This is a genomic window from Mesorhizobium amorphae CCNWGS0123 (genome assembly GCF_001686985.1).
Taxonomy (GTDB): domain Bacteria; phylum Pseudomonadota; class Alphaproteobacteria; order Rhizobiales; family Rhizobiaceae; genus Mesorhizobium; species Mesorhizobium amorphae.
In genome coordinates this window covers 679,812-700,554 of the sequence record NZ_CP015322.1, presented here as the reverse complement: position 1 = coordinate 700,554, position 20,743 = coordinate 679,812, and the positions used below count along the sequence as shown (strand labels likewise).

Below are 20,743 nucleotides of genomic sequence, written 5' to 3'. Positions count from 1 at the left end.
GCTAGGCGAGCGGTCATCGCGCGCTTGCCGCCGCAACGTACACGTCAAAGCTGTCCGTCACCTGACTTGCACCCCCGGCGCTGTCACGTCGTTTGAATTGTATGTCAAACGGCCCTTTCAGTGCGGAGCTGTCAATCCGATCTCGCACTGCCATCGCGGGGTCATGGTCCTTTCCGAGGTCGAGTGCCTCATGATAATGCTCGCGGCGGGGGCCTCAACGTTTCCACGAGATGCAGATGAACTGCTGTCAGCCGTTTGACCGAAGTCGCCGCAACCACCGTCCCGGCGGGGACGTCACGGGTTCCGGAAGCCGCCAAGAGCGGCGACCGGATGGAGGTTGACCGAGCTCGGAAACGGGCCGCGTCATACGATTAGGCCGGTACCGCCCTAATGCATTCACTTAACCTAACCCTCGCCATGTGAGGCTCTGGCAAGCTTCAACCACCCGCCTCGATACCCCGCTCTTCTCAAACCGCAATCACCCATTTTCCGCGACAGCTCGGAGGGATGTTTTTCCCCCGCTTCACGGTCTTTCTCCGTCCACTCGACGACGTGGGGGCGGCCTCCTTAAGAAGATAAAAGGCATCGTTGATCGCGATCTGTCGAGGCCTGATGCCCGGGCATAGGCCAGCAAGTCGCTTGCATGCATGATTGATGAAGCCACCACCGTTGAAGTTCAGCGATGTGTTGCAAAGTCCACCGGCTCCGCTTTTCGCCTTGAACGAATTTAGCAACTGAAACAGGTGTTTTTGCTCCTGCGAAACGGTCTGGACCCGCGCTGTGCCGTCAACGTGCGTGACGGCTCTCAATCGGCTATCGAGAACCCTGTGGAAAAGAAGCATATAGGGCGAGGGGCGTGCCAAGTCGAAATGGAGCCCAACGTCCCCTTCCAGGCACACCGGCGCGATCGGGCGGAAACCCTCCCGGTTCTGGATGCGGTTTAAACGCTCATGGGTTGCCTTTGCGAGTCGAAAGGCGCCGCGAGTATTGACCGGTTGCCGAGCGCCCGTGGCCTGATTTCGCAATTCACCTGCACCCAGCCGATCACCTTGTCGCTGAGCAACGCCGAGGCTACCTGGCCGTAGTCGAGTGGATGGACCTCGAGCCCGGTCAATTTCATCAAGTGTGAAAGGCTGGCCTGAAGAGACGGTCTATTTGATCTTCGCATTGCCGGTGAAATGCCGCATCGCGTCGACCGCGGTCCCAATCGCCGAGCCTGTATCGTTTGTACATAGCGGAATGAAAACATCGGAAAAAAGATACGTTTCGGAGCCAACGCCGATTCCACTCGCAGTTTAATCCACACCCGCCGGAAATCAGCAGCGGGAAGCCCTTTGCCAGCTTCCTGTTTTGCGAAAGTGTGGAACGGATGGAAGATGGCGTCCGAAACCCGCCTAGCGAGGTTGGTAAGCTTCTGATGGGTTACGCCAATGTTGTAGTAGGGCGAATCCCGAAAATCCTCCTTGCGCAGCGGGGGCACATCGCTTGGAAGCAGGAAATCGATCAGCTTCTGCTCGTCGCTGTCGGGCGATCCGGTCTGCCCACAGGCGCAAGCGCCATTACCTTGCCTGCGTCTTCGAAGCGCGTTGGCTCTTTGGGCAAGGTGAAATTCGGATCGACGAGCGCATAAAGCAAAGCATATTTGTCACCAGGATTCGCCATCACTTTTCCCAAAGGCACGACCTGCAGGACCCATCGATTTCATAGAAATCGCCGCACCATCCGACCCAGATCAGAGCGTACGTGACAGGGATTCCTGGCCGGGAACGGCGACATGCCGCAGGCGTCCCGGACAATTTTCTGAGGCTCGTCAGCCTGTCAACAGCTACGTCGCCTAGCATGGGAGCCTCGAAGCGAGGCGGCGATGCTGCGTAAGGGTCGCTGGCGGTAGCCTTGGTCGCGGTGAATACGATTCATCGTTGTGCTGGTTTCAGATTCCGATACCCGGATTATCGGCCGAAGGCTTCGCCGCTTACTCAGCGCTTTGACGTGCGCCAGATTTCAGTTTGCCGTGCGGATTTGTGAGGTGTCATGGAACGAACGAACAACAACTTCAACCTGTTCGATTTTGATGTGGAGGCATTCGCGCGAGCGTACTATCAACGGCCGCCGGGCCAGCAATCGGAACATGCGCGCCAGCGAACGAGCTTTGAGGAGCAGCTTGGCGAGTTGCAACTCAGTTCCTCTGATGAGAGCTCCGGTGAGGATGGCTCGCCTGATGCACTCTCCGGAAAGCGCGGTGGAGGGGCCTGGCGTGACATGGGCGCTTCCATGCGGACGCCGCCTCGGTTTACGCCGAGTGACAGCTATTTCAGCGGCAGCCGCCACAGCGTCGACATCCCCCAAGCTCACCTTGGAGGGACGAGCCAAGTGCCGCCGCAGTCCAGTCTTCGTCCTGATCCGTTCAGCAGCGCACGTTACACCTCGTCACCTGTGGCGCAGCCCGAAGTCCAGACGAAGAAAGGCAAGAACCGCGGACTGTGGTCGCGCATCAAGTCAGGTGTGGGGAAAGCGTTCAGCGGGAGCCACCGCGACAAGGCGTTTGGCGCTCCAGTGCAGCAAGAGGTCGTTTCAACGAGCGTTCGAGTGTATCACGCCAAGCAACCGTCCCGCATACGCGGTGTCTTTGACGCAGACGAGGCGCTCTTGGAAGAGTTTCGAAGCCGAGCCACAGGCCGGATGAGCGACGGCACCATTCGAAATGCTCAAGCCGACGTGCGCAATTTCAGCGCCTGGCTTAGCAGGAACGGGAGGGCGCCAATCGCGGGCAGGCTTGGCAACCCTCAGCTCGAACCTGGGTTGGAGCGCGATTTGGAAGCCTACGCGACGGATTGCAAGAGCGGTACCAGGCGCACCAAGGCAGCATTAAACAAACTTCGGGATGTTCAGGCCGGAAACGTCTTGTCGACCAGCAGCCACCGCCTGGCTCCCTATTCCGCAGACGCGACTCTCATCGACATGTGGGCTGCAGCGGAAAAGGCGACAGGCAGGGTTGAGCCGGACACCGTCGACAGACAGGCTCGTCGTCTTTCCAGACTGAGTGATTGGCTGCAGGGGCATGGCAGGGGCGCCATGGCTGGCAGACTCTTCACCCATGGGCTCGCCCAAGATGTTGAGGAGTATAAGCAACAAGCGGAGGACACCAAAATCAAGCCCGATTTGCTCAGGCTCCAGCGATACCAACAGGTGCTCGATGCAAACCAAATGCTGGGGTTAACTCCCGCTCGGCAGCCCGCGTCATCGCAAGAGCTTCCCCCAATGCCAGCCTCCCCGAGCGAGGGCGCTTGGACTTTGTTGAGGGAGCACATGCAAGAACCTGCATCATGGTCGCCTGCACCACACCGCGGCCCTCAGCCTAGCTCTTCGCAAGAGCGTCCCGCAACACCATCCATAGGCACGCCAAGCGAGGGCGCTTGGAATTGGTTCAGGGGGCATATGCAAGAACCTGCATCATGGTCGCCTGCACCACACCGCGGCCCGCAGCCTAGCTCTTCGCAAGAGCGTCCCGCAACACCATCCACAGGCGCACCAAGCGAGGGAGCCTGGAATTGGTTCAGGGAGTATATGCAAGAACCAGCGACACCATCGTCTGCCGCAGGTGCGTCGTCAGACTTCTATGGCGACTTTGAGCCCCTCGTTAATCTGAGTCCACCCACACCGTATGGACTGCATGACTATGTGCCTGGCCATACCAGACAGCCCTCGTTCGTCGGGCCACCAACGCCCCCGCAGGAGGTGCCGGATATTGGGCCTGTTGTGGGCGAGGGCTGGCGCCACGGCTCTCAATCCGCCTCGGCTATCCTGATAGACGTCTTGGAGAACGTCAACCTCCTGCCAAACCAGTTCGGCCCAAGGCGGGTCGACATCAACGGTGAGCGGTACTCGGTCACGCTGGGGCCCGCAGGGCGCAGCGACGTTCGTCTCATCCATCATCCTCGCGCCAGGCAGGGAGATGAAGCCGCGTCATCCTCTCGGCAGATAAATGAAGCTGGGCCATCCAGTCAGGGTGTAGCGGATCTTGGGTATCTTATCCGCGGGGGATGGCAGCACCGCGAACGCTTGCTTCCGAACTACCTTGCTCGAGCACTAGAGGGTGAGCACCTCATGCCGGAACCCGGGCGCCCAACGTATTTCAACATCCGCGGCGTGCCCTACAGGGGCGAGTTCGTAGAAACGGACGGCGGTCCACGCGTTCGTATTTATCCTGAAGTGGGCTGAAGAACGGCGCCCTCCGTATTGGCCAACACGTTGGCTCGGTGCAGACCGAAAGAGCCGGAAACCCCAGCGCCGGCGAAGCGGACCCGCAACTTCGCGATGCTTTCGCTTGCGATTGGCGGTCTCAAGGGTGGCGCCGATCTCGTCGGCAGCGCTGCGGCCACCGTCAACGAGCACATCCCCAAGGCGCACCAGCGCTACGCCAACACGAAACCGGCGAACCTGATCCGTCAGGCAGCCGGGATTGGCGCCAACACCGCCATCCTGGTCGAGCGGATGATGCGGGCGACAAGTGACGGATCACTACCTCTTCATTGTTCTGGACTTGTACCATTTACTCGTTGCCGCTCGCCCGAGTACGCTTGCGTCGTCCAGTTCTACAGTCGGGTTTGTCGCGTCCGCGACACGGTTTTGTTCGGCGGGCGCGCCGCCGCACTCTCAGAAGCCGTTGAATAAATGCAGATTTTATTTCTCTAACGTTGGCGCAACTCTTGCTACTCCCTTTGCGCGACGGCCTGAGTTGCCAACCGTCGTCACTGACTTATCTTCTCATTCGAAAGGGAGACAACAATGAAAACCGTTATGTCAACCTATGGAGTAACCGAGTTAACTCCTGAAGAAGCATCCGAACTTTCCGGAGGGTGGCTTCTTTGGCTGGCTTTGGGTTTGGGGTTAATTGTGCCTCGTCTATAATGCCTCGCTTAAAATGACCTGCGGCTGAACTTTCATCCATCAGCAATTAGAGTATTTGTTTTCGTTACCCCGATACCATTCTCTAGACCGCCGGAAGGTAGAGTTTCCCGGCTTTCTCACGATGGCGGGCTGGCGGCGCCATCGGGATTAAGCAACGAGATCGGGGCCTTGTGCCCGATCGCCCCATGCGGGCGCACCTCGTTAGACAACACGACGACAGAACGCCCACGGGATCGCGGAGCACGAGCTTTTCTACCCGTGGCATCCTTGGGCCGGGAGCCTGGCCCATATTCATGAGGTGGTCGAGAAGGCTGGTAGAGAGGGTTTCCGTTGCAGCCTCTCTGGTCGGGGATCCGATCGGTGGCTGGAGATTCCAGCCTGGATGTTTGATCGGGCGGCTAGTGCCGCCTGGCAGGTTGGCGCCGCTCCCATGTCGATATTGCTGCGCTACGCGCCTTGGCGACCCTGCTGCAGGATGTAGCACCCGCTTCGGGCACCCCATCGCAAATGCGAGATTCGAGCGCAGCATTGGGCGCTCACGACGCGAATCGGGGAGATGTCCATGCCGCGCCAGCTCACCAGGTACCAGTTCGATCTGTTCTCCAATCCGCACGCTGTCGAGACGCAGCAAGACGCCGCAATGGCAGACGCTGCCCGCCGAGACGCGCCGGACGCTGATGAAGCTGATGATCCGCCTGATCCTCGACCACGCCAACGGCGACCTCGCTCGGGAACGACAGGAGGCGCGCCATGATGTCTGAGAAGATCAGGCCGCATCATCTGGAGCGCAAGGCGATCCTGTATGTTCGGCTATCCTCGGCCCATCAGGTCCTCCACAATCGTGAGAGCAGCGCCCTGCAATATTGTCTCGCATCGAGACGGTCGACGAAGACCTCGGTCGCTCGGCGGCCGGCGGCTTCACACGTGCCGGATTCGACCGAATGAGCCCACCTCCACGGCGCGGGAGCCGGACGGGCGCATTCTTCCCACCCCTCACGCTCGAGTTGCCCAGACGGATGAACCGGCCTCTGGCTCGGGCAGCGCACCGCAGGATCGGCTAGCGCTCGGCCCCTGGGCGCCCGCCTGCGGCCAGTGCGCATGGCCCAACAGCACAACGGTTATGATTGCGGCGTCTTCATGCTGGAGGCCACGCGGGAGCTGACTCGACGGTTGGCGCAAAAACCGCGGCTGCGGCACGGGTCCCTGCACCTCGACAATCTGGTCGCCGATCGCCAGGCACTCCAGGAGCGGCTTAGGGCTGATCCCCGTTTGGGCTGAGGGGGCGATCTCATGGTGGCGCACCGTGAGGAGCCGTCGCGATATATGCACGTGCATGAACACTTCGCCGGCCGGCTACAAGCGCCATCGCTTCCCTCATGCTTCGGCACCACGCCGGGAATTCTTCTCAGGCGGCGAGCGCTGTCGTCCTTTCTCACCACCGCAAGAATTTATCTTTCAAGCCTTTCAATGCGGTCCGGTTAGTGTGCCCCTGGATCGTGCAGGTTTTTGACCTGAACCGGTTGTGTGCGTCAAGCCAGGGTAGTTGATTGGTGGTCACGGCTTTCTGTTTTCGCAAGCTCTCGCCGTTGAGTTCGATGCGATAGGCATTGTGAACAAGCTGGTCCAATACGGCGTCGGCGGAACGGCAGCCCGGTGACGGCGGCACCAAACACTGGCCTCTGGAACAGCGATACATGGCGCAGGCCGACGGCATCCATTTCGAAGATCCGGGCAGCGGGAAACCGCCGCTTAAGCAGCGCTGCGAAATCCGGGGCGGATCCGATCAGCGTCAGAACCTTCTCCCGCCCCACGCGCGACAGCAGCGCCCGTATGAACGGGCCGGTTTCCGGACCGAGCTCCAGCGCGGGACCTGTCCCGGGGCCGATGTCGAGCGTCATCGAGGCCGCCATGCTGGGGCTGGACGGCGTGACGGAGCCAATCCTGAATGGCGCCACGGTCCATGCCACGAGAAAAACAGGGCATACCAACCTCAATCCCCGACAGCACGCCAAACAGTTTGACGTGGCCACTTGATTTCGTTTCATCGCCGGACAACTCATCGCAGAAATCGCCTCCCTCAGGAGGAGGCTATTCTGGGCCGGCTCTGGTGCCGGCGAGAGCGCCCCCAGCCAGCTCCATCAGCCCGAGCGCGTCATCAAATTCGCGCGAGCCGCTCCTGGAGTGCCTGGCGATCGGCGACCAGATTGTCGAGGTGCAGGGACTCGCGCCGCAGCCGCGGTTCTTGCGCCAACCGTCGAGCCAGCTCCCGCGTGGCCTCCAGCATGAAGACGCCGCAATCATAACCGTTGTGCTGTTTGGCCATGCGCACTGGCCGCAGGCTGGCGCCCAGCCTTGCTGCGAACTCCGTTGCAATGGGGCGGTGGTACGCTCCCAGCGAGTCGTAGTGATAGCCGACCGGGTTTTCCCGGTCGCGGCGATCAACGAGCAGCAGCGACCAGTGGCTGCCACTATCAGGAACGCCAGCACGGCCATCGTTCACTGGCAGGAACAGGAAGTCGGCCGTATCCTCCTCATTCTGATTATGGACTATGCGCTGGAATTCGCCGAGTGCATCGCGCTCGGGGATCAAGCGCAGTTGATATGATATGAGGGGATCCACGAGGCGCGTCCGGGCAGCCAGATCCGGAGAACGTCCCTGCAACTCCTGGCCCAGGAGCCCGTAATCCGCAGTGATATGGGCGTCGGTCAGCCAATCGGTGGGGCCGAGCGCCGGCCGATCCTGCGGTGCGCTGCCCGAGCCAGAGGCCGGTTCATCCGTCTGGGCAACTCGAGCGTGAGGGGTGGGAAGAATGCGCCCGTCCGGCTCCCGCGCCGTGGAGGTGGGCTCACCGTTGGTGGAGAAGCGTGTCATAGGGACGTGTCCGGTCGCCTCGAGGATTTTCACAGCATTGACGGCGGCGTCGAGACCAGCATCTCGGCGCTGTTCCTGCTGGTGATCAGCATCGCCAATCTGTTCATCCTGAAGGGCATACCGGCGGATTTCACCTGCGCGCGACGCAGCGAAAGGATCAGTGAGGACCTTGACGCCTTGCGTGCTCGACGTGGCTTGATTGCCCGTATTTTCCGCCCGCTGTTCTGCATCGTCCCGCGCTCCTGACACAAGTATCCGATCGGCTATCTGTCCGGCAGAGCCAAGGCCCGGCGCCTCCTTGCCGCAAAGGTAGGCATGCAGCGCGGTCACGCAAACATTCGCGCTCTTGAGATCCCGCTGGTGCTGCAGGGCAATCGTTAGATCGGCAAGCTTATAGGTAGGATTGCGCAAGTGCATCAGCTCTGTGACGGCCTGGTCTTGGTCGGCGGTTTGCATCTTCGAACGCCTGGTGTTGTGCTTCAGGTTCCGCCGGATCACGTCCTCGCTGGTATTGAGCCAGATCGAGACCGCTTTCTCGCCGACATGATCCCGGACTTCCTTGATCATGAACGCTCCGCCACCAGTTGCGAGCACCGCTGGCCCTTGTTCGAGCGACTGCCTGATCTTATTCACCTCAAGATGCCTGAAATGCGCCTCGCCATCCTCAGCGAGAATCCTGGCGATGGACTTGCCCGTCTTCACCTCGATCTCTTTATCGGAATCGACGAACCTCAGCCCTAGTCGCTTGGCGAGTGCTCGGCCAAAACTAGATTTTCCGGCGCCCTTCATGCCAACAAGCACGATCGGTCGTGTGCCCAGGGCGCCAAGAATTTCTGTTTCGATCTGGGACCGCCCCGTGCGTTTCGACGGGGCCACTTGCAGCCGACGGGCTAGGCTGGCAACAACTGTGCTATCCGCGTCGGCCTCCCAGTGGGGGATCCCTATGGCCCCTTCGGGGATGACAACCTTGTTGCAGGCCTGTCGCACGCGCTCCAACAGTTGCTCGGCTATGGACTGATCGAGGGACTCTCCGCTCTCTCGCTGCAGCTCCAGCAGCTTCTGCAGCTCCTTGTACGTATCGTGATTGTCGATCTTGGCCTTGTAGCTGTCTGGCGTGTGGAACTCTACCTCGAAGCGGTAGCCGCCAGGCGTGGCGAGCACAGTCTTGATGCCGACGAAGGTCGGCGATCGCGTCCTGAACCAGTTGGTCGTGCTGATCTCGGCATAGCCGCTCTCGTCGAAGTCTAGAATGGCTTTCTTGAAGCCACGTGTAAAATCTTCATCAGGGAGTTCGAAGACGTGGCGCACAGCGTTGCCGATCAGCTGGGTGCCGGCCTCAAACGGGACCTGCATGCCAATGAGCTGGCCTGTCATCGAGCTTTCCGATCTCAAACGCTGAGCGAGATGGGGCATCTTTACCTTGATGTCGGCTCTCCTGAGGGCTTCGGCGACCGCAGTTGCCGTCAAGGTGATGTCCTTCTCTTCGGTTTGAGCGCGGGCTGCTTCGATTTGGGCGCGCTCCGAGGCCTCCAGGCGGGTCAGTGTGATCGTCATGGCGGAATCCTCGGCCTCGGGCTGACGGCCGGAGGGTTTGCGCAAAATGCCCTGCTCCGTCGCGAGGTGGATCGAGGTCTCCATGATTGAAGCCGCCAGACTGGGATTTTCCTTCAGATCCTCCAGGGTCGCATCGACATCGAAGGTACCCTGGATGAGGGGAGCGGCAATGCTCTTGGCGTAAGGCACCGATTTCAACCCTGGTGTCTGTTGCAGCAAGCGCTGAAGCTGCCTGCTCTTGAACATAAAGATGTGCGCGCCAGTGTCGGACTTATAGGCGTCGGTTCCGACCTTGATGCCTAGGCTCAGCAGATTGCTTGCGCTTTGCACGAGGTCATGCGGATTGTAACCATCCGGTCGCGGGTCGATGCGCGAAGGGTAACGGTCCACGAGAAGCTGGATGCGGTCGAGTGGCTGAGCCGTTGCCGAAAAGGTCTCCGCCAGCTCCGGGAACAGCTCGCAGAGCGGTTGGCTCATTGCGACATGTCCCTCGCTCGCGCTGGTGACCGTTTCGGGCAGGTCTTGCTTATCCGAGCTCGCGGCCCACGCCTCGAGCTCGGTGAGGAGCAACGTGGCCATCTCGCGCGCGACCGGATGCTCTGCCAGCTCGATCTCGTGCCGCGCCTTCTCCAGCTTGTCCTGGACGTTCTGAGCACTGACCTGTTCCTGCTCCAACAAGCCTCGAATGTCTCGCTTGAGCTCTTGGTGAATTCCCTCGTAGGTACCAAAGATGGCACGCTCGGCAAACCACTTCCGGGCTTCATGGGATTGAGCGAGAAAGCCTCGTTGCAGGCCGGTATAGATTTCCAAAACATTGCGCGTGGCCGCCAGGATCTGGCTGGCGCGACCGAACTTGTAGCGACCGTCCTCAATCGCCGGGGTATGCGACTTTGGCGGCTTGAGCGAGCGCAGGCCGCGCGCCTGCTCCTCTTGATCGAATTGCCTGACATGCTCGTAAAGCTGCGGCCGGTCGCCGATGATGACGAGGCTATCCCCGTCGAAGTCGCCATCAAGTTTCTTCTGCTCCCCGATCGGGACGGCAACCAGCGAGCCCGGAGCGAACACCTCGGTCGCCTGCAGAATGCCGACGCAGTCGACCGGCGTGTCCGCCTTCACGCGGTCCTTGCCCGTGGTCCAGTTCGAATGGCACTTGACGTCCTCGGCGGACATCACCAGCCCCTGGTCGGCGAAGTCGGCCGGCCACATCTCGTCCGGCACCACGATCAGAAGCCCTTTGGCAAAGAAAGTCGGATCGTCGGTCGCCAGTTCCTGCCCCGACTTCTGGGCGACATTGAAACTGTATTGAATGGTCACGCACTGATCGAGAAACGCCGTAGTCGGGCCTCCGTCAACGGCTGATCTGACCTGGTCGGGGGCGAACGGGCGCAGGTTGGGCTTGTCATAAGGAGATCGCCCGATCAGCACGCCACCGCCGCTTAACGTCTCGCTCTTGAGCGTTGGCACATGGAGGTAGCCATCGCCCGACGGTACGGCTACCGCGCCGAGGCCATCAATGTGTCCGGCCGTCACGACGCGAAACAGCTCTTCGGACGTCAACTCGCGCTTTTGTCGGCTTTCAAGCCAGGACTTGGCCTTTTCGCGGGCCTCATCCGCCACTTTTTCGGCGCGCGGATAATGTTGCAACGCCGAGCTTGGCAGGAGTGATTTCCTTCCCTCGCCAAAGGCAAGCACCCGGTCAGGACTTTCCTGTTCGCCGCCGCGACGAACAGCTGGCATAAGGTTGGCCAGCGAGGCCCTGATGAAACCGCAGCCGTCATGCGGTCGCAAGGCGATCGGGCCTTTCGGCCCCGTCAGCTTGAAGGGGTGCTCCTCGTTGGCAGGACGGTCTGGCAGCAACACCAATTTGAAGGCGCCTTCCAGCGCATAGTCGTGCGGAGATATACCTTTAATCGCTGGAGGCGCCGCAAAACCTCTGCGCTGGGTATAATAATAGGCCTCTTTGAAAGGGGCCCAGGCGCGCGACAGCTGCTCAAAGGCCGTGCCCGGTGCGGTTTCGGCATACGGAATCGCCAGCAGCTTTCCCCCGGTAGGTTTTGCCAGCTCGCCTGGAGCACGGGCCGCAATCCGAGACACGGTCAATCGCGGCGGCTTTAGCTTGCTGCCGCCGAACAGATCCGCGCGGTATGGCACACCGTTGACGCTCACCGTACGCGCCAGCATGAAGGCGCTCGGGGTTCCTGGAAGCTGCACCGCAACGACATTCACTGCCCCAGCAGTCAAGCGATGAAAAATCGAATACCGTCTCTCCGGCTCCGTGGCCACTTTCCGCCCCAACATGTCCACCACCGGCAACTGCATCAGTCCCGCGTCACCCTGCGGCGATCTGGGCTCGTGATCCATGGTTCGTAAGACCTGATGCACGTCGAAGAACGATGCAGGATGTTGCGCTTGGATCGCCTCCGCATCTTGCTCCATGAATAAGTCCAGCGCATCAACTGGACTGTCGGCCTCGATCTGCGCGATCAGGTTCCAGCTCATGCTGGATAGGTCGCTTTCAATGAGGCCCCGCGTCCTTTCCAGGATCTCCTTGGTCTTGCTCTCCAGCCGTTGCTGCCTCACCCGCAAGTCGGACCTCTTGCCCTCGACATACGGTGGCCTGAACAATCTCTCTAGGACTGCACGGGTCTTGAGCGTCTGATAGATCGATAGAGCGGGGCAGCGGCTCGCAAGCGGTCCACGGGTGCGCTCGGCATCGCTTGCGTTCAGATGCGCCTCGATCTTCTGCTCTATCGCGGGTTGGAGGTCGTTGAGCAGGTTGAGGGCTTGCGTGCGGTGCCAGCGCAGCGGCTTCTGTGGGCTGCGCGCTAGCGGCAGCAGAGCAGTACACAGATTGCCCATAGTTTCCAGATCGTTCTGGGTCGTAAAATCAGGGGCTTTACGCAATTCCGAGAGCAGATTCAAACCTGTCGGTGCGAGCAAACCGAGATCATCGAACAACCGAGCCTTACCCAGCGCCTTGAAAATGGTTGTGATGTGCAGAACGTTAGCCTGCCCTAGGCGATCATTATCATAGTGCAGGTAGTGTGCGAGCTTGTGCAATCGATCCTTCGGCAGTGCGGCGTCCGTAATGTCCCCACTTTCCTCTGCCCTCATGATCATTCGCGACAGAGCATTGGCGAGCATACTCAGCTGAGGTGCGGTGAACACACCGAATCGTTGCTCTCGAGTACCCAATGCTCGCGCGATATCTATCGTCGACTGCCGGCACGCCGCCTCTTCCGGCCACTTGCTGAACCCGTTCATCAAGGCCGCCACTCCTTGCGGAGCGAAATCAGAGAGCTGGCGCTGACCGGCTTCCCCGGCGATTGCGGTCGTGGCTTGGCGACAATCCTCGCTGTCCGGCCATTTGCTGAAACCGTTCACCAGGTTCGCCAGTCCTTGCGGGGCAAAATCAGAGAGTTCGGCGCGGCCAAGGACCTCACCCGCGATCGCAAACGTGGCGTCGCGCGGGTCCTGCGATTCCGGCCACTTGCTGAAACCGTTCACCAGATTCGCCAGCTGCTGGTGCGTAAAATCGGAGAGCGAGGAGGCGCGGAGGAGGACCTCAAGCGCAATAGCGACTGTGGCTTGCTGCGCCCCCGCCTGATCTGGCCACTTGCTGAAACCGTTTACCAGGTTCGCCAACTCCTGGTGCGTAAAATCGGAGAGCGAGGAGGCGCGGCGGAGGACCTCATGCGCGATGGCCACTGTGGCATGCTGAGACCTCGCCTGATCTGGCCACTTGCTGAAACCGTTCACCAGGTTCGCCAGCCCCTGTGAATTAAAATCAGAGAGCCGGATAACATCACGGCCAAGAACCGCGCGTGCGATCACGAGCGTTGCGTCGCGACAGTTTGGGGCGTCCGGCCATTTGCTGAAACCGTTCACCATATTCGCCAGTCCCTGGGGAGCAAAGTCAGAGAGCTGGCGGCGAGGGACCTCGTTGGCGATTGCGACGGCTGCGGCGCGACACTCCGGTGCTTCCGGCCATTTGCTTGAACCGTTCACCATGTTCGCTAGTCCCTGGGGAGCAAAGTCAGAGAGCTGGCGGCGAGGGACCTCGTTGGCGATTGCGACGGCTGCGGCGCGACAGTCCGGCTCTTCCGGCCACTTGCTGAACCCGTTCACCAAATTAGCCAGGTCCTGGTGATTGAAATCACGAAGCCCGGCGCCGCGGCGGAGGACCTCATGCGCCGTTGCGACTGTGGCTTGCAGGGATGCCGCCGCTTCCGGCCACTTGCTGAATCCGTTGACCAAGTTCGCTAGTTCTTGCGGAGAACAATCGGAGAGCTGGCGCCAGCAGATCTCCTCCGCAATTGCGACTGTCGCCTCGCGACAATCCGCCCCGTTGGGCCACTTGCTGAACCCGTTCACCAGATTAGCCAGATGCTGGTGAGTAAAATCGGAGAGCCGGGCGTCGCGGCGAAGGACCTCATGCGCTATCGCGTCCGTAGCTTGCTGGCACTCGGCCTCTTGCGGCCACTTGCTGAATCCGTTCGCCAGGTTCGCCAAGTCCTGGTGATTAAAATCAGAGAGCCCGAACTCGCCGCGAGCGGCGCGACGACTGACCTCACTGGCGATCGCGACTGTGGCTTGGCGAAACGCCGTCTCTAGCGGCCATTTGCTAAACCCGTTCACCAACATCGCCAGCGTCTGCTGAGTAAGATGAGACAACGGGTCGTCACGGCGAAAGACCTCACCGGCGATCGCGAGTGTTACATCGCGACAGACCGCCTCTCGCGGCCACTTGCTGAACCCGTTCACCCATGTCGCCAGCCCCTGCTGAGTAAGACGAGAGAATTGGTCGGCGTGGCGAAAGACCTCACCGGCGATTGCGACCGCGGCGTCGCGACAGTCCGGTGCCTCCGGCCATTTGCCGAAACCGTTCACCAGATTGGCCAGATGCTGGTGAGTAAAGTCACGTAGTCGGACGCCGCGGCGAAGAACCTCGCTCGCGATCGCCCCGGCAGCTTGGCGAGACCATTCCTTTTTCGGCCATTTGCTGAAGCCGTTCACCAGGTTCGCCAGCTCCTGCGAAGTAAAATTAGAGAGCCAGACATCACCGCCAAGAATCTCCCGTGCGATCACGACCGTTGCGTCGCGACAGTTCGATGCATCCGGCCATTTGCTGAAACCGTTCACCATGTTCGCTAGTCCCTGGGTGGTAAAGTCAGAGAGCCCGTCGCCGCGCGCGGCGCGGCGCGTGACTTCACCGGCGATCGCGACCATGGCTTGGCCACACTCGGCCTCCTGCGGCCACTTGCTGAACCCGTTCACCAATATCGCCAGCGCCTGCTGAGTAAGGTGAGATGACTGGTCGTCGCGGCGCGTCACCTCACGGGCGATCGCGAGTGTTGCATCGCGACAGTCCGCCTGTTGTGGCCACTTGCTGAAACCATTCACCAGGTTCGTCAGATTCTGGTAAGCAAAACTAGGCAGTTGGGCGCGGCGGCGAATGACCTCACGGGCTATCACGACTGTGGCTTCATGATAGTCCGCATCGTCCGGACATTTGCTGAACCCGTTCACCAGGTTCGCCAGCTCCTGCGGAGTAAAATCAGCGAGCCCTTCCTCGCGGTCACGCCGAGAGAGTTCTCTGGCGATCTTGATTGTGGCTTGGCGATAGACCGCTTCGTCTGGCCATTTGCTGAAACCGTTCACCATGTTCGCCAGGTCCTGGTGATTAAAATCAGAGAGCCCGAACTCGCCGGGGGCGACGCGGCGACCGACCTGACCGGCAATCGCTCCGATGGCGTGGCAAGACCACTCCTCTTGCGGCCATTTGCTGAAACTGGTCACCATGTTCGCCAAGTCCTGGTGACTAAAATCAGCGAGCCCGGCACGGCGGTCACGACGGATGACCTCACCGGCCATCGCGCCTGCGGCTTCGCTAGACGCCGCCTCTTGCGGCCACTTGCTGAACCCGTGCACCATGTTCGCCAGCTCCTGCTGAGTGAATCCAGAGAGCCGGGCACGGCGGTCGAGGCGGAGCACCTCGCCCGCGATCGCAACTGTGGCTTGGCGAAAGACCTTCTCTTCCGGGCACTTGCCGAAACCGTTCACCAGATTTGCCAAGTCCTGGTGATTAAAATCAGAGAGCCGGGCACGGTGGTCACGACGGAGCACCTCATCGGCAATCGCTCCGGTGGCTTGGCGAGACCACTCCTCTTCCGGCCACTTGCCGAAGCCGTTCACTAGGTTCGCCAGGTTTTGCGTAGTAAAATCAGAGAGCTGGACACGGCGGTCGGCGCGAGAACCGACCTCCCTGGCGACGGCTTCCGTGCCCTCACGAGTTTCCGACCGCTGCGCCCACTTACTGAAACCGTTCACCAGCAACGCCAGACTTTGACTTTTCAGCACCCCAAGTGCCTTGCCCTCATCGCGGCAAAATTCGGCGATGCTGATCGTTCCATTGCGGCATGTCTTCGACTGCGGATGCCGACCAAATGATGAAGCGAAGAGCGAAAGAGCTTTGGGGTCGACTCGGAGCGCCAACGTGCCATGAAGCTGCGCCACCCGAGCAGCCATCGCCTTGCAAGCTTCGACACCTTCCTGACCTCCAGCCTCGCGGCTCACCGCGTTACATGCCGTGGCGTAGCCCCATGATTTCCCGCGGCGGATATCGTCCTCAAAGCAAGGGACAAATTGACTTCTGAACTGGGCGGCGGCCTTTTGCATGAAGGCTGCATGGATCCCGTCGCCCGCCCCTTGCAGCCGTTTGTCATACTCCACCACCGCACGCGAGAATCCAACGATGTCACGGGCGAAATAAATCGCGTCTAGAGCTGCGTTAGATTGTTGTTCTGAGATTGCACTTTGCGTGCTCTGCGTGGCGCCGCTATCCAGGCGCCGCCTTTTTGGTCTGTGGTCCAGGCCGGATATTGCACTTTGCGTGCTCTGCGTGGTGTCGCTATCCGGGCGCCGCCTTTTTGGTCTGTGGTCCAGGCCGGATATTGCACTTTGCGTGCTCTGCGTGGCGCCGCTATCCAGGCGCCGCTTTTTCGGTCTATGGTCCAGGCCGGATACGGATTGCCTGTGCGGGGAAGAGGCACTTCGTAGTGATGCCCTGGACTGATCGGCATCGCGGCCCTCCGCACCGGAACGCGACGAACTTTTTTCCCAGTTTGGTGCGTCCCTGTGCGGCAAGTAGCGAGAACCGGCCTGGCGCTCACGCGTATTAACGGAGGGATCGGTTGAGGGGCCGCGCCGGACATCGCTGGCCGAAGGTGGCCTTTGACCGGAGGGGGCCCCTAACTCTCGATTTTCAGGGCGCAAGCCCTGGACGACGGAACTGAACGTCGAGCCATCTTTTCCACCGTCAAGATCTGATTCCGGATGGGGCCGGTGCGTGTCTTGTCCGCTGGGCGCATTCAAACTCCGGTCAACTCTTTTCAAAATTCGTCTCCCAAGTAATTGTGAATGCGCCGATTAGAACGCTTGGCCACACGTTGCCGCTGCGGCGTCCTCAACTGCGTTGTTTCAACACCGCAGGGCGGAACTGCTTGCGTTGCGCCGACGAGACGCGACTCGCCACAGCCGGCAAGCGGGGATCGTCATCTTTGGCACAATTGTGCGCGCGCTCTGGTTTTGCTCAATTGTGCGCTGTGGCATCGAACTTATCCCCTGCACCTGACGTAGACCTGACCTGCGCACAGCCGAATTCGGGTATAGCGCGGGCGATCTGGGAGAAACCTCGCGACAACCAGAAGGATTAGAATGTCCACGGACACAATCTAAAATTCGTCAACCGAATACCTGCTGAGGCCTATACTGAGGTATCCGGCTCAAATATTTCACCTAACGGATTTGCAGGTTGCCGACTGCCTCGGGATGATAAAGAAATACGTCAATTGAATATTTTGCAATTTTATCCTTCCTCGGCAAATATTATGATTTCAAAGGAACCGGGTGCGAGATCGGCCAGGAGAACAATTACTCTCAGATACTTGCGTTTGACCGGGATATCGTTCTTCCTAAAAGATTGAATTTTGGTCCACCGAAAGGCCGGGTTCCTTCCAGGCTTCGCGAAGCTCTTGTTGTAACGGCGAAATTGGGACGCATGGAGGATTGTTGCGTTGCTGGTCAGGCAGCGAGAATGGCGAGCTGTTCGGCCAGAGATGGATACGGCGTCGGACATGCGATTGACGCCTTACCATTTCCGCGACCAGCAGATGCAAGGGTGGACATCCTGCTGGAACGCGCCGACGGCACGATCTTGCAGATCGATGTGAAGTCGGCCGTGACGGTGAAGTCCAGTGACTGCGGCCTGAGGACTTGGCTCAGGCTTGCGGGGATCGGTTCGCCTATAGGGTTGTGTTCTATGACAGCACCAACCTCGTGCCCGTCGCGGACAGGTTGGCCGCGACGCCGCTGTCTTCGTTATGGAGTTGAGGCGTGAGGCAAACTGCAAGCTCGTCCCACGACAACCGATGAGATCGGCTTTCTAACGATCCACCAGCGCTGTGCCGACCGTAAAAGCCGTGGAGCCGAAGATCGCCAGAATCTGGGAAGACGCGGACGCCTTCGGGCCGGCGCAGGCACGGAGCAGGGGCGTAGTCTTGTCGGCAACTCGGGCAGTTCGCGGCATTCGTTGTCTGGCTCAAGACCAGAGCGGCTCGACTGCCTCATGCCGTCACCACAAGCTGCACTCGACCGCTAGACGCCGCTAGCTACGTTCCGTATCGAGCAGCCCGCGTCGACCGGTGGTTCGCAACATGCGGATGGCGTGGCTGGCCGCTACGCCCTGTAGTCAAACAAGGACTTGCAGAACGCAGGGGTGAGCTTGCCGCGATGGATCATGACATTCTCGTGACCGAGTGCGGCCCGCCTGTCCTGCCACTCTCGATTACTCCCGCGCTGTTCATTGGATTTGACGTGGCAAGCGGCAAAGTCAGCGTCATCCAGCGTTGCCAACTGCCACGCATGTACCGACCGCTTCGTATGGATGTGCACCCACATCGGTTTCGGCATTGCTCCGTTGCGCAGCGCCTTGGGCTGCAGCTTGATCTCGAACAGCGCTCCTGGCTCGCCCTTCAACGCCCGCGGCAGATCAGCAGGCGTCAACTCCTTGGCCACCCGCAATTGTTCAAGGTAGTTCTGCAACGGAAACGGGTAGGTCTTCATGCAATCGGTCGTGATAGCGGCCTTTCGCTTGTTCACATCGTTGATCAATCCCCGCGCCTCGGACAACATCCCCTGAAGCCGAACTTTTTTGGCGTGCACGTCGCGCACTTGCGTCGTGAAAAGGCCGAGTCGAAGAGGTTCCGCCAACGCGGCCAGACAGGCCTCCATCTCGGTGGCCTGCGCCTGCAGACGCTCGACCACGGTGTCGAGTGCGTAGGCGGCGTCCTCGGGTTTCATCCAACGCGCTTGCGAGATGGTCTTTTGCTGACCAGCGAGATCGAACTGCAAAAGTTCGCTCAGCCGCTCGACTCCTCGCGTCAGGGCCGCCGTCGAGGCGGGGGTCTGCCAGATGGCCAAGTGTGCCGTCGCCGTCGCCGCACTCGCCTGCGCCTCCTTCGCGCTCACGAGCTTCTTCGTACCTAGATCCGAGCGCACGAGAACGTTGGCTGCTGGCTCCGTGTCGCTGACGCCCGCCACGACTTGCGGCTCCGGCCGCCTGGCCGAACTCCCGTCCCCAGTGGCCGGCTTGTGCTTGCCTTTCCCTTTCCTGCGCGCTGCCGTGCCTTCAGCCCCCGCACCCTTACCGGCAGTGCTAGCCGATATCCCAGCGCCAGCGTCGGTCGGCGGTGCAATGATGGCTGACGTCTTCGGCTGCAGTGTCAGGAATCGCATGACTTCGTGCGCGCTGGTCCACGCATCCGTCACGCTCTTCCCCAACAGTTCCAATGGAAGCCCGGCACTTGTTCGGTCATTGCTTAGCTCGGTCAGGATGTCCTGCAATGCCACCGCAAATTCCGAAAGCCGCTCCACGACTCCTTCCAGAACGGCGCAGTGATCTGCGTCGAGTGGGCGCCCTTTGCTGTACAGAACAGCGTTGGACGTCGAGTGAAATGCCGGAAAAACCTCGCTGACGAAGGTTCCCAGCCGACGCACCTGCCCGTCGTCACCCATGAGGGTTCCCATCACGGGTGCTTCGAAGGAGCTCGCCTGCCGCTCAATCTTGAACTTCGCGAGAGCAACCCGAGATTCCAGCTGCATGACTTTCGTATTCAGAGCCCAGCCGGAGTGCAGCCGTAGTGCGGCCTCATCGGCCTCGCGCATGTTGGCCGTTGCACTTGGTAAGTTGGCAGTGGCGGCACAGACGGACCGCATCCGTTCACAGCGCCAAGCCTTCTTTTCCCAGCACTCCATCGAGGCCACATGGTGGTCCGCCACCGTTGAAGCCGCTCGGCTCAGCTGGTCCGGAGTAGCGTCGGATTTGAGCAAGCTCTTGAGCACGGTGGATGCAAGCTGTCTGCGGCCTTGCACCTGTCGGATAGTCGTGGCGGCCAGCATGTTGCATTGGTCCCCCGCATGGAGCACCTCGTCGCGGAATTGACGCGCCCGATCGTCGGACAGAATGTTACGCGCCAGAGGCGGGTGCAGGCTCGCATAGTAATCTAGAACTGCTGAGCCTGCATAAACGAGCCGATCGATCTGCTCTTGCGCCTCGTCCAAGGAGTTATAGTTTTGCAGGGCCGTATTGCGGCAGGCGTCGAGTTCCATGAGCAGCCCGAGCATTCGTTCCTTCGTTGAGTTGATCTCTTCGGCTGACAAGGAAATAGGATCCGCCTCACCCGAAGTTGGCGGCTGGCTGGCGACCGGCGTCATGGCTTCACCCTCCGACAGCGAGGGAAAACCGCGCCGCCGCGCCGTGACTGCACGTGGCGCAACGGCTGCAAGTGGCGGAGCGCCCAGGATTGGATGGGCGCCAACGGAGGCGCAGGAAGACCTATCGCCAAGGGCATCATCGGCACCGCGCGCGATGGGAGCGGAGGTCGTCGCTTTATCCAGAGCCACAGAGCGCATCTGCTCCACGAAGACATCGAACGATTGGCTGCCTTCCCCAGGGGCGCCACTTAATAGCGAGCGTGAACAGCTTGATCCGGCTCCAGCATCCCCAATGCACGATCTGCCAGGTCGGCCAATGCTCGTCATATTCCATCTCCGATATTGGCGACTATGCGCTGATCGTGGTGTTGCGGGCTGATGGTCGCTCAGCCGTTGTGATTCGCAGAGAGGGAGTTTTTGGGGGGAGGGGGTACCTTCACGGGCGCTATTGCTCGCCCTTACCCCGAAGATGGTCTGCCGCTGGAACCGGCACCGAAGACCCAAGCAAAGATGTCGCAAATCTGTGGCATCCTCCACCCCGTTTGCTCGACGGCTACCAACCGGTTCGTTTCGTCGGCCTCGTGAAAATCGGACGAGCCGCCAGTTCGACCATACAGGACGTTTCGCATTCCCATG

Annotated in this window: 10 protein-coding genes and 3 pseudogenes; 5 read left to right on the top strand and 8 right to left on the bottom strand. The window is 60.4% G+C overall.

Features of this window, described 5'->3' with window-relative positions; genetic code table 11:
* Positions 1 to 467: 467 nt before the first annotated feature.
* From A6B35_RS35210 to A6B35_RS36025, 4 genes are all read right to left on the bottom strand, one after another.
* Positions 468 to 1,025, bottom strand: coding sequence for a carbamoyltransferase C-terminal domain-containing protein (locus tag A6B35_RS35210; protein ID WP_157999230.1), 558 nt, complete (start codon positions 1,023 to 1,025; stop codon positions 468 to 470).
* Entirely contained in the window at positions 941 to 1,120 is a 180-nt protein-coding gene (locus A6B35_RS37675) for a carbamoyltransferase C-terminal domain-containing protein (RefSeq protein WP_050900869.1), read from the bottom strand. Before A6B35_RS37675 ends, A6B35_RS35210 begins: the two co-directional genes overlap by 85 nt.
* A 383-nt stretch (positions 1,121 to 1,503) precedes the next feature.
* Complete coding sequence (locus A6B35_RS36030; protein WP_156788645.1) at positions 1,504 to 1,662, bottom strand: hypothetical protein; 159 nt, start codon at positions 1,660 to 1,662, stop codon at positions 1,504 to 1,506.
* A gap of 339 nt (positions 1,663 to 2,001) precedes the next feature.
* The gene (locus tag A6B35_RS36025; RefSeq protein ID WP_156788644.1) at positions 2,002 to 2,175 is read right to left on the bottom strand and encodes a hypothetical protein; all 174 of its coding nucleotides are present in this window, start codon (positions 2,173 to 2,175) and stop codon (positions 2,002 to 2,004) included.
* Positions 2,176 to 4,314: 2,139 nt separating this feature from the next.
* Here A6B35_RS36025 and A6B35_RS33000 point away from each other — a divergent pair.
* From A6B35_RS33000 to A6B35_RS35185, 3 genes and pseudogenes are all read left to right on the top strand, one after another.
* Positions 4,315 to 4,671, top strand: coding sequence for a hypothetical protein (locus A6B35_RS33000; protein ID WP_040583823.1), 357 nt, complete (start codon positions 4,315 to 4,317; stop codon positions 4,669 to 4,671).
* A 987-nt stretch (positions 4,672 to 5,658) separates the two neighbouring features.
* Positions 5,659 to 5,852, top strand: a pseudogene (locus A6B35_RS37670) (recombinase family protein); the annotation flags it as partial.
* A 154-nt stretch (positions 5,853 to 6,006) separates the two neighbouring features.
* Positions 6,007 to 6,186 (top strand): Ulp1 family isopeptidase, encoded by a 180-nt coding sequence (locus A6B35_RS35185; protein ID WP_081482321.1) that lies wholly within the window; start codon positions 6,007 to 6,009, stop codon positions 6,184 to 6,186.
* 154 nt (positions 6,187 to 6,340) lie between these two features.
* Here A6B35_RS35185 and A6B35_RS36985 read toward each other — a convergent pair.
* Positions 6,341 to 6,547, bottom strand: a pseudogene (locus tag A6B35_RS36985) (hypothetical protein); the annotation flags it as partial.
* 245 nt (positions 6,548 to 6,792) lie between these two features.
* Between A6B35_RS36985 and A6B35_RS36980 the strand changes: the two are divergent.
* Positions 6,793 to 6,942, top strand: a complete 150-nt coding sequence (locus A6B35_RS36980; protein WP_006206560.1) for a hypothetical protein — start codon at positions 6,793 to 6,795, stop codon at positions 6,940 to 6,942.
* A gap of 121 nt (positions 6,943 to 7,063) precedes the next feature.
* On the opposite strand, the gene A6B35_RS37445 is transcribed toward A6B35_RS36980, so the two are convergent.
* Positions 7,064 to 7,408: a Ulp1 family isopeptidase gene (locus A6B35_RS37445; protein WP_342342500.1), complete on the bottom strand. Its 345-nt coding sequence runs from the start codon at positions 7,406 to 7,408 to the stop codon at positions 7,064 to 7,066.
* Between the two features lie 195 nt (positions 7,409 to 7,603).
* Here A6B35_RS37445 and A6B35_RS37290 point away from each other — a divergent pair, with 195 nt between their 5' ends.
* Positions 7,604 to 8,026 (top strand): HoxN/HupN/NixA family nickel/cobalt transporter, encoded by a 423-nt coding sequence (locus A6B35_RS37290; protein ID WP_156788653.1) that lies wholly within the window; start codon positions 7,604 to 7,606, stop codon positions 8,024 to 8,026.
* A 141-nt stretch (positions 8,027 to 8,167) separates the two neighbouring features.
* On the opposite strand, the pseudogene xopAD reads toward A6B35_RS37290, so the two are convergent.
* Together xopAD and A6B35_RS32980 are read right to left on the bottom strand one after the other, a co-directional pair.
* A pseudogene (gene xopAD, locus A6B35_RS37285) lies at positions 8,168 to 13,978 on the bottom strand (XopAD/skwp family type III secretion system effector); the annotation flags it as partial.
* A gap of 4,092 nt (positions 13,979 to 18,070) precedes the next feature.
* Positions 18,071 to 20,107, bottom strand: a complete 2,037-nt coding sequence (locus tag A6B35_RS32980; RefSeq protein ID WP_006200698.1) for a hypothetical protein — start codon at positions 20,105 to 20,107, stop codon at positions 18,071 to 18,073.
* Between the last annotated feature and the right edge of the window lie 636 nt (positions 20,108 to 20,743).

Bases quoted from the DNA above. Each gene is read 5' to 3' on its own strand.
- A6B35_RS37675 (WP_050900869.1), bottom strand. From the start codon at position 1,120: ATGAAATTGACCGGGCTCGAGGTCCATCCACTCGACTACGGCCAGGTA.
- A6B35_RS36980 (WP_006206560.1), top strand. From the start codon at position 6,793: ATGTCGAGCGTCATCGAGGCCGCCATGCTGGGGCTGGACGGCGTGACG.
- A6B35_RS36030 (WP_156788645.1), bottom strand. From the start codon at position 1,662: ATGGCGAATCCTGGTGACAAATATGCTTTGCTTTATGCGCTCGTCGAT.
- A6B35_RS37290 (WP_156788653.1), top strand. From the start codon at position 7,604: ATGGGCGTCGGTCAGCCAATCGGTGGGGCCGAGCGCCGGCCGATCCTG.
- A6B35_RS32980 (WP_006200698.1), bottom strand. From the start codon at position 20,107: ATGACGCCGGTCGCCAGCCAGCCGCCAACTTCGGGTGAGGCGGATCCT.
- A6B35_RS35185 (WP_081482321.1), top strand. From the start codon at position 6,007: ATGGCCCAACAGCACAACGGTTATGATTGCGGCGTCTTCATGCTGGAG.
- A6B35_RS33000 (WP_040583823.1), top strand. From the start codon at position 4,315: ATGCTTTCGCTTGCGATTGGCGGTCTCAAGGGTGGCGCCGATCTCGTC.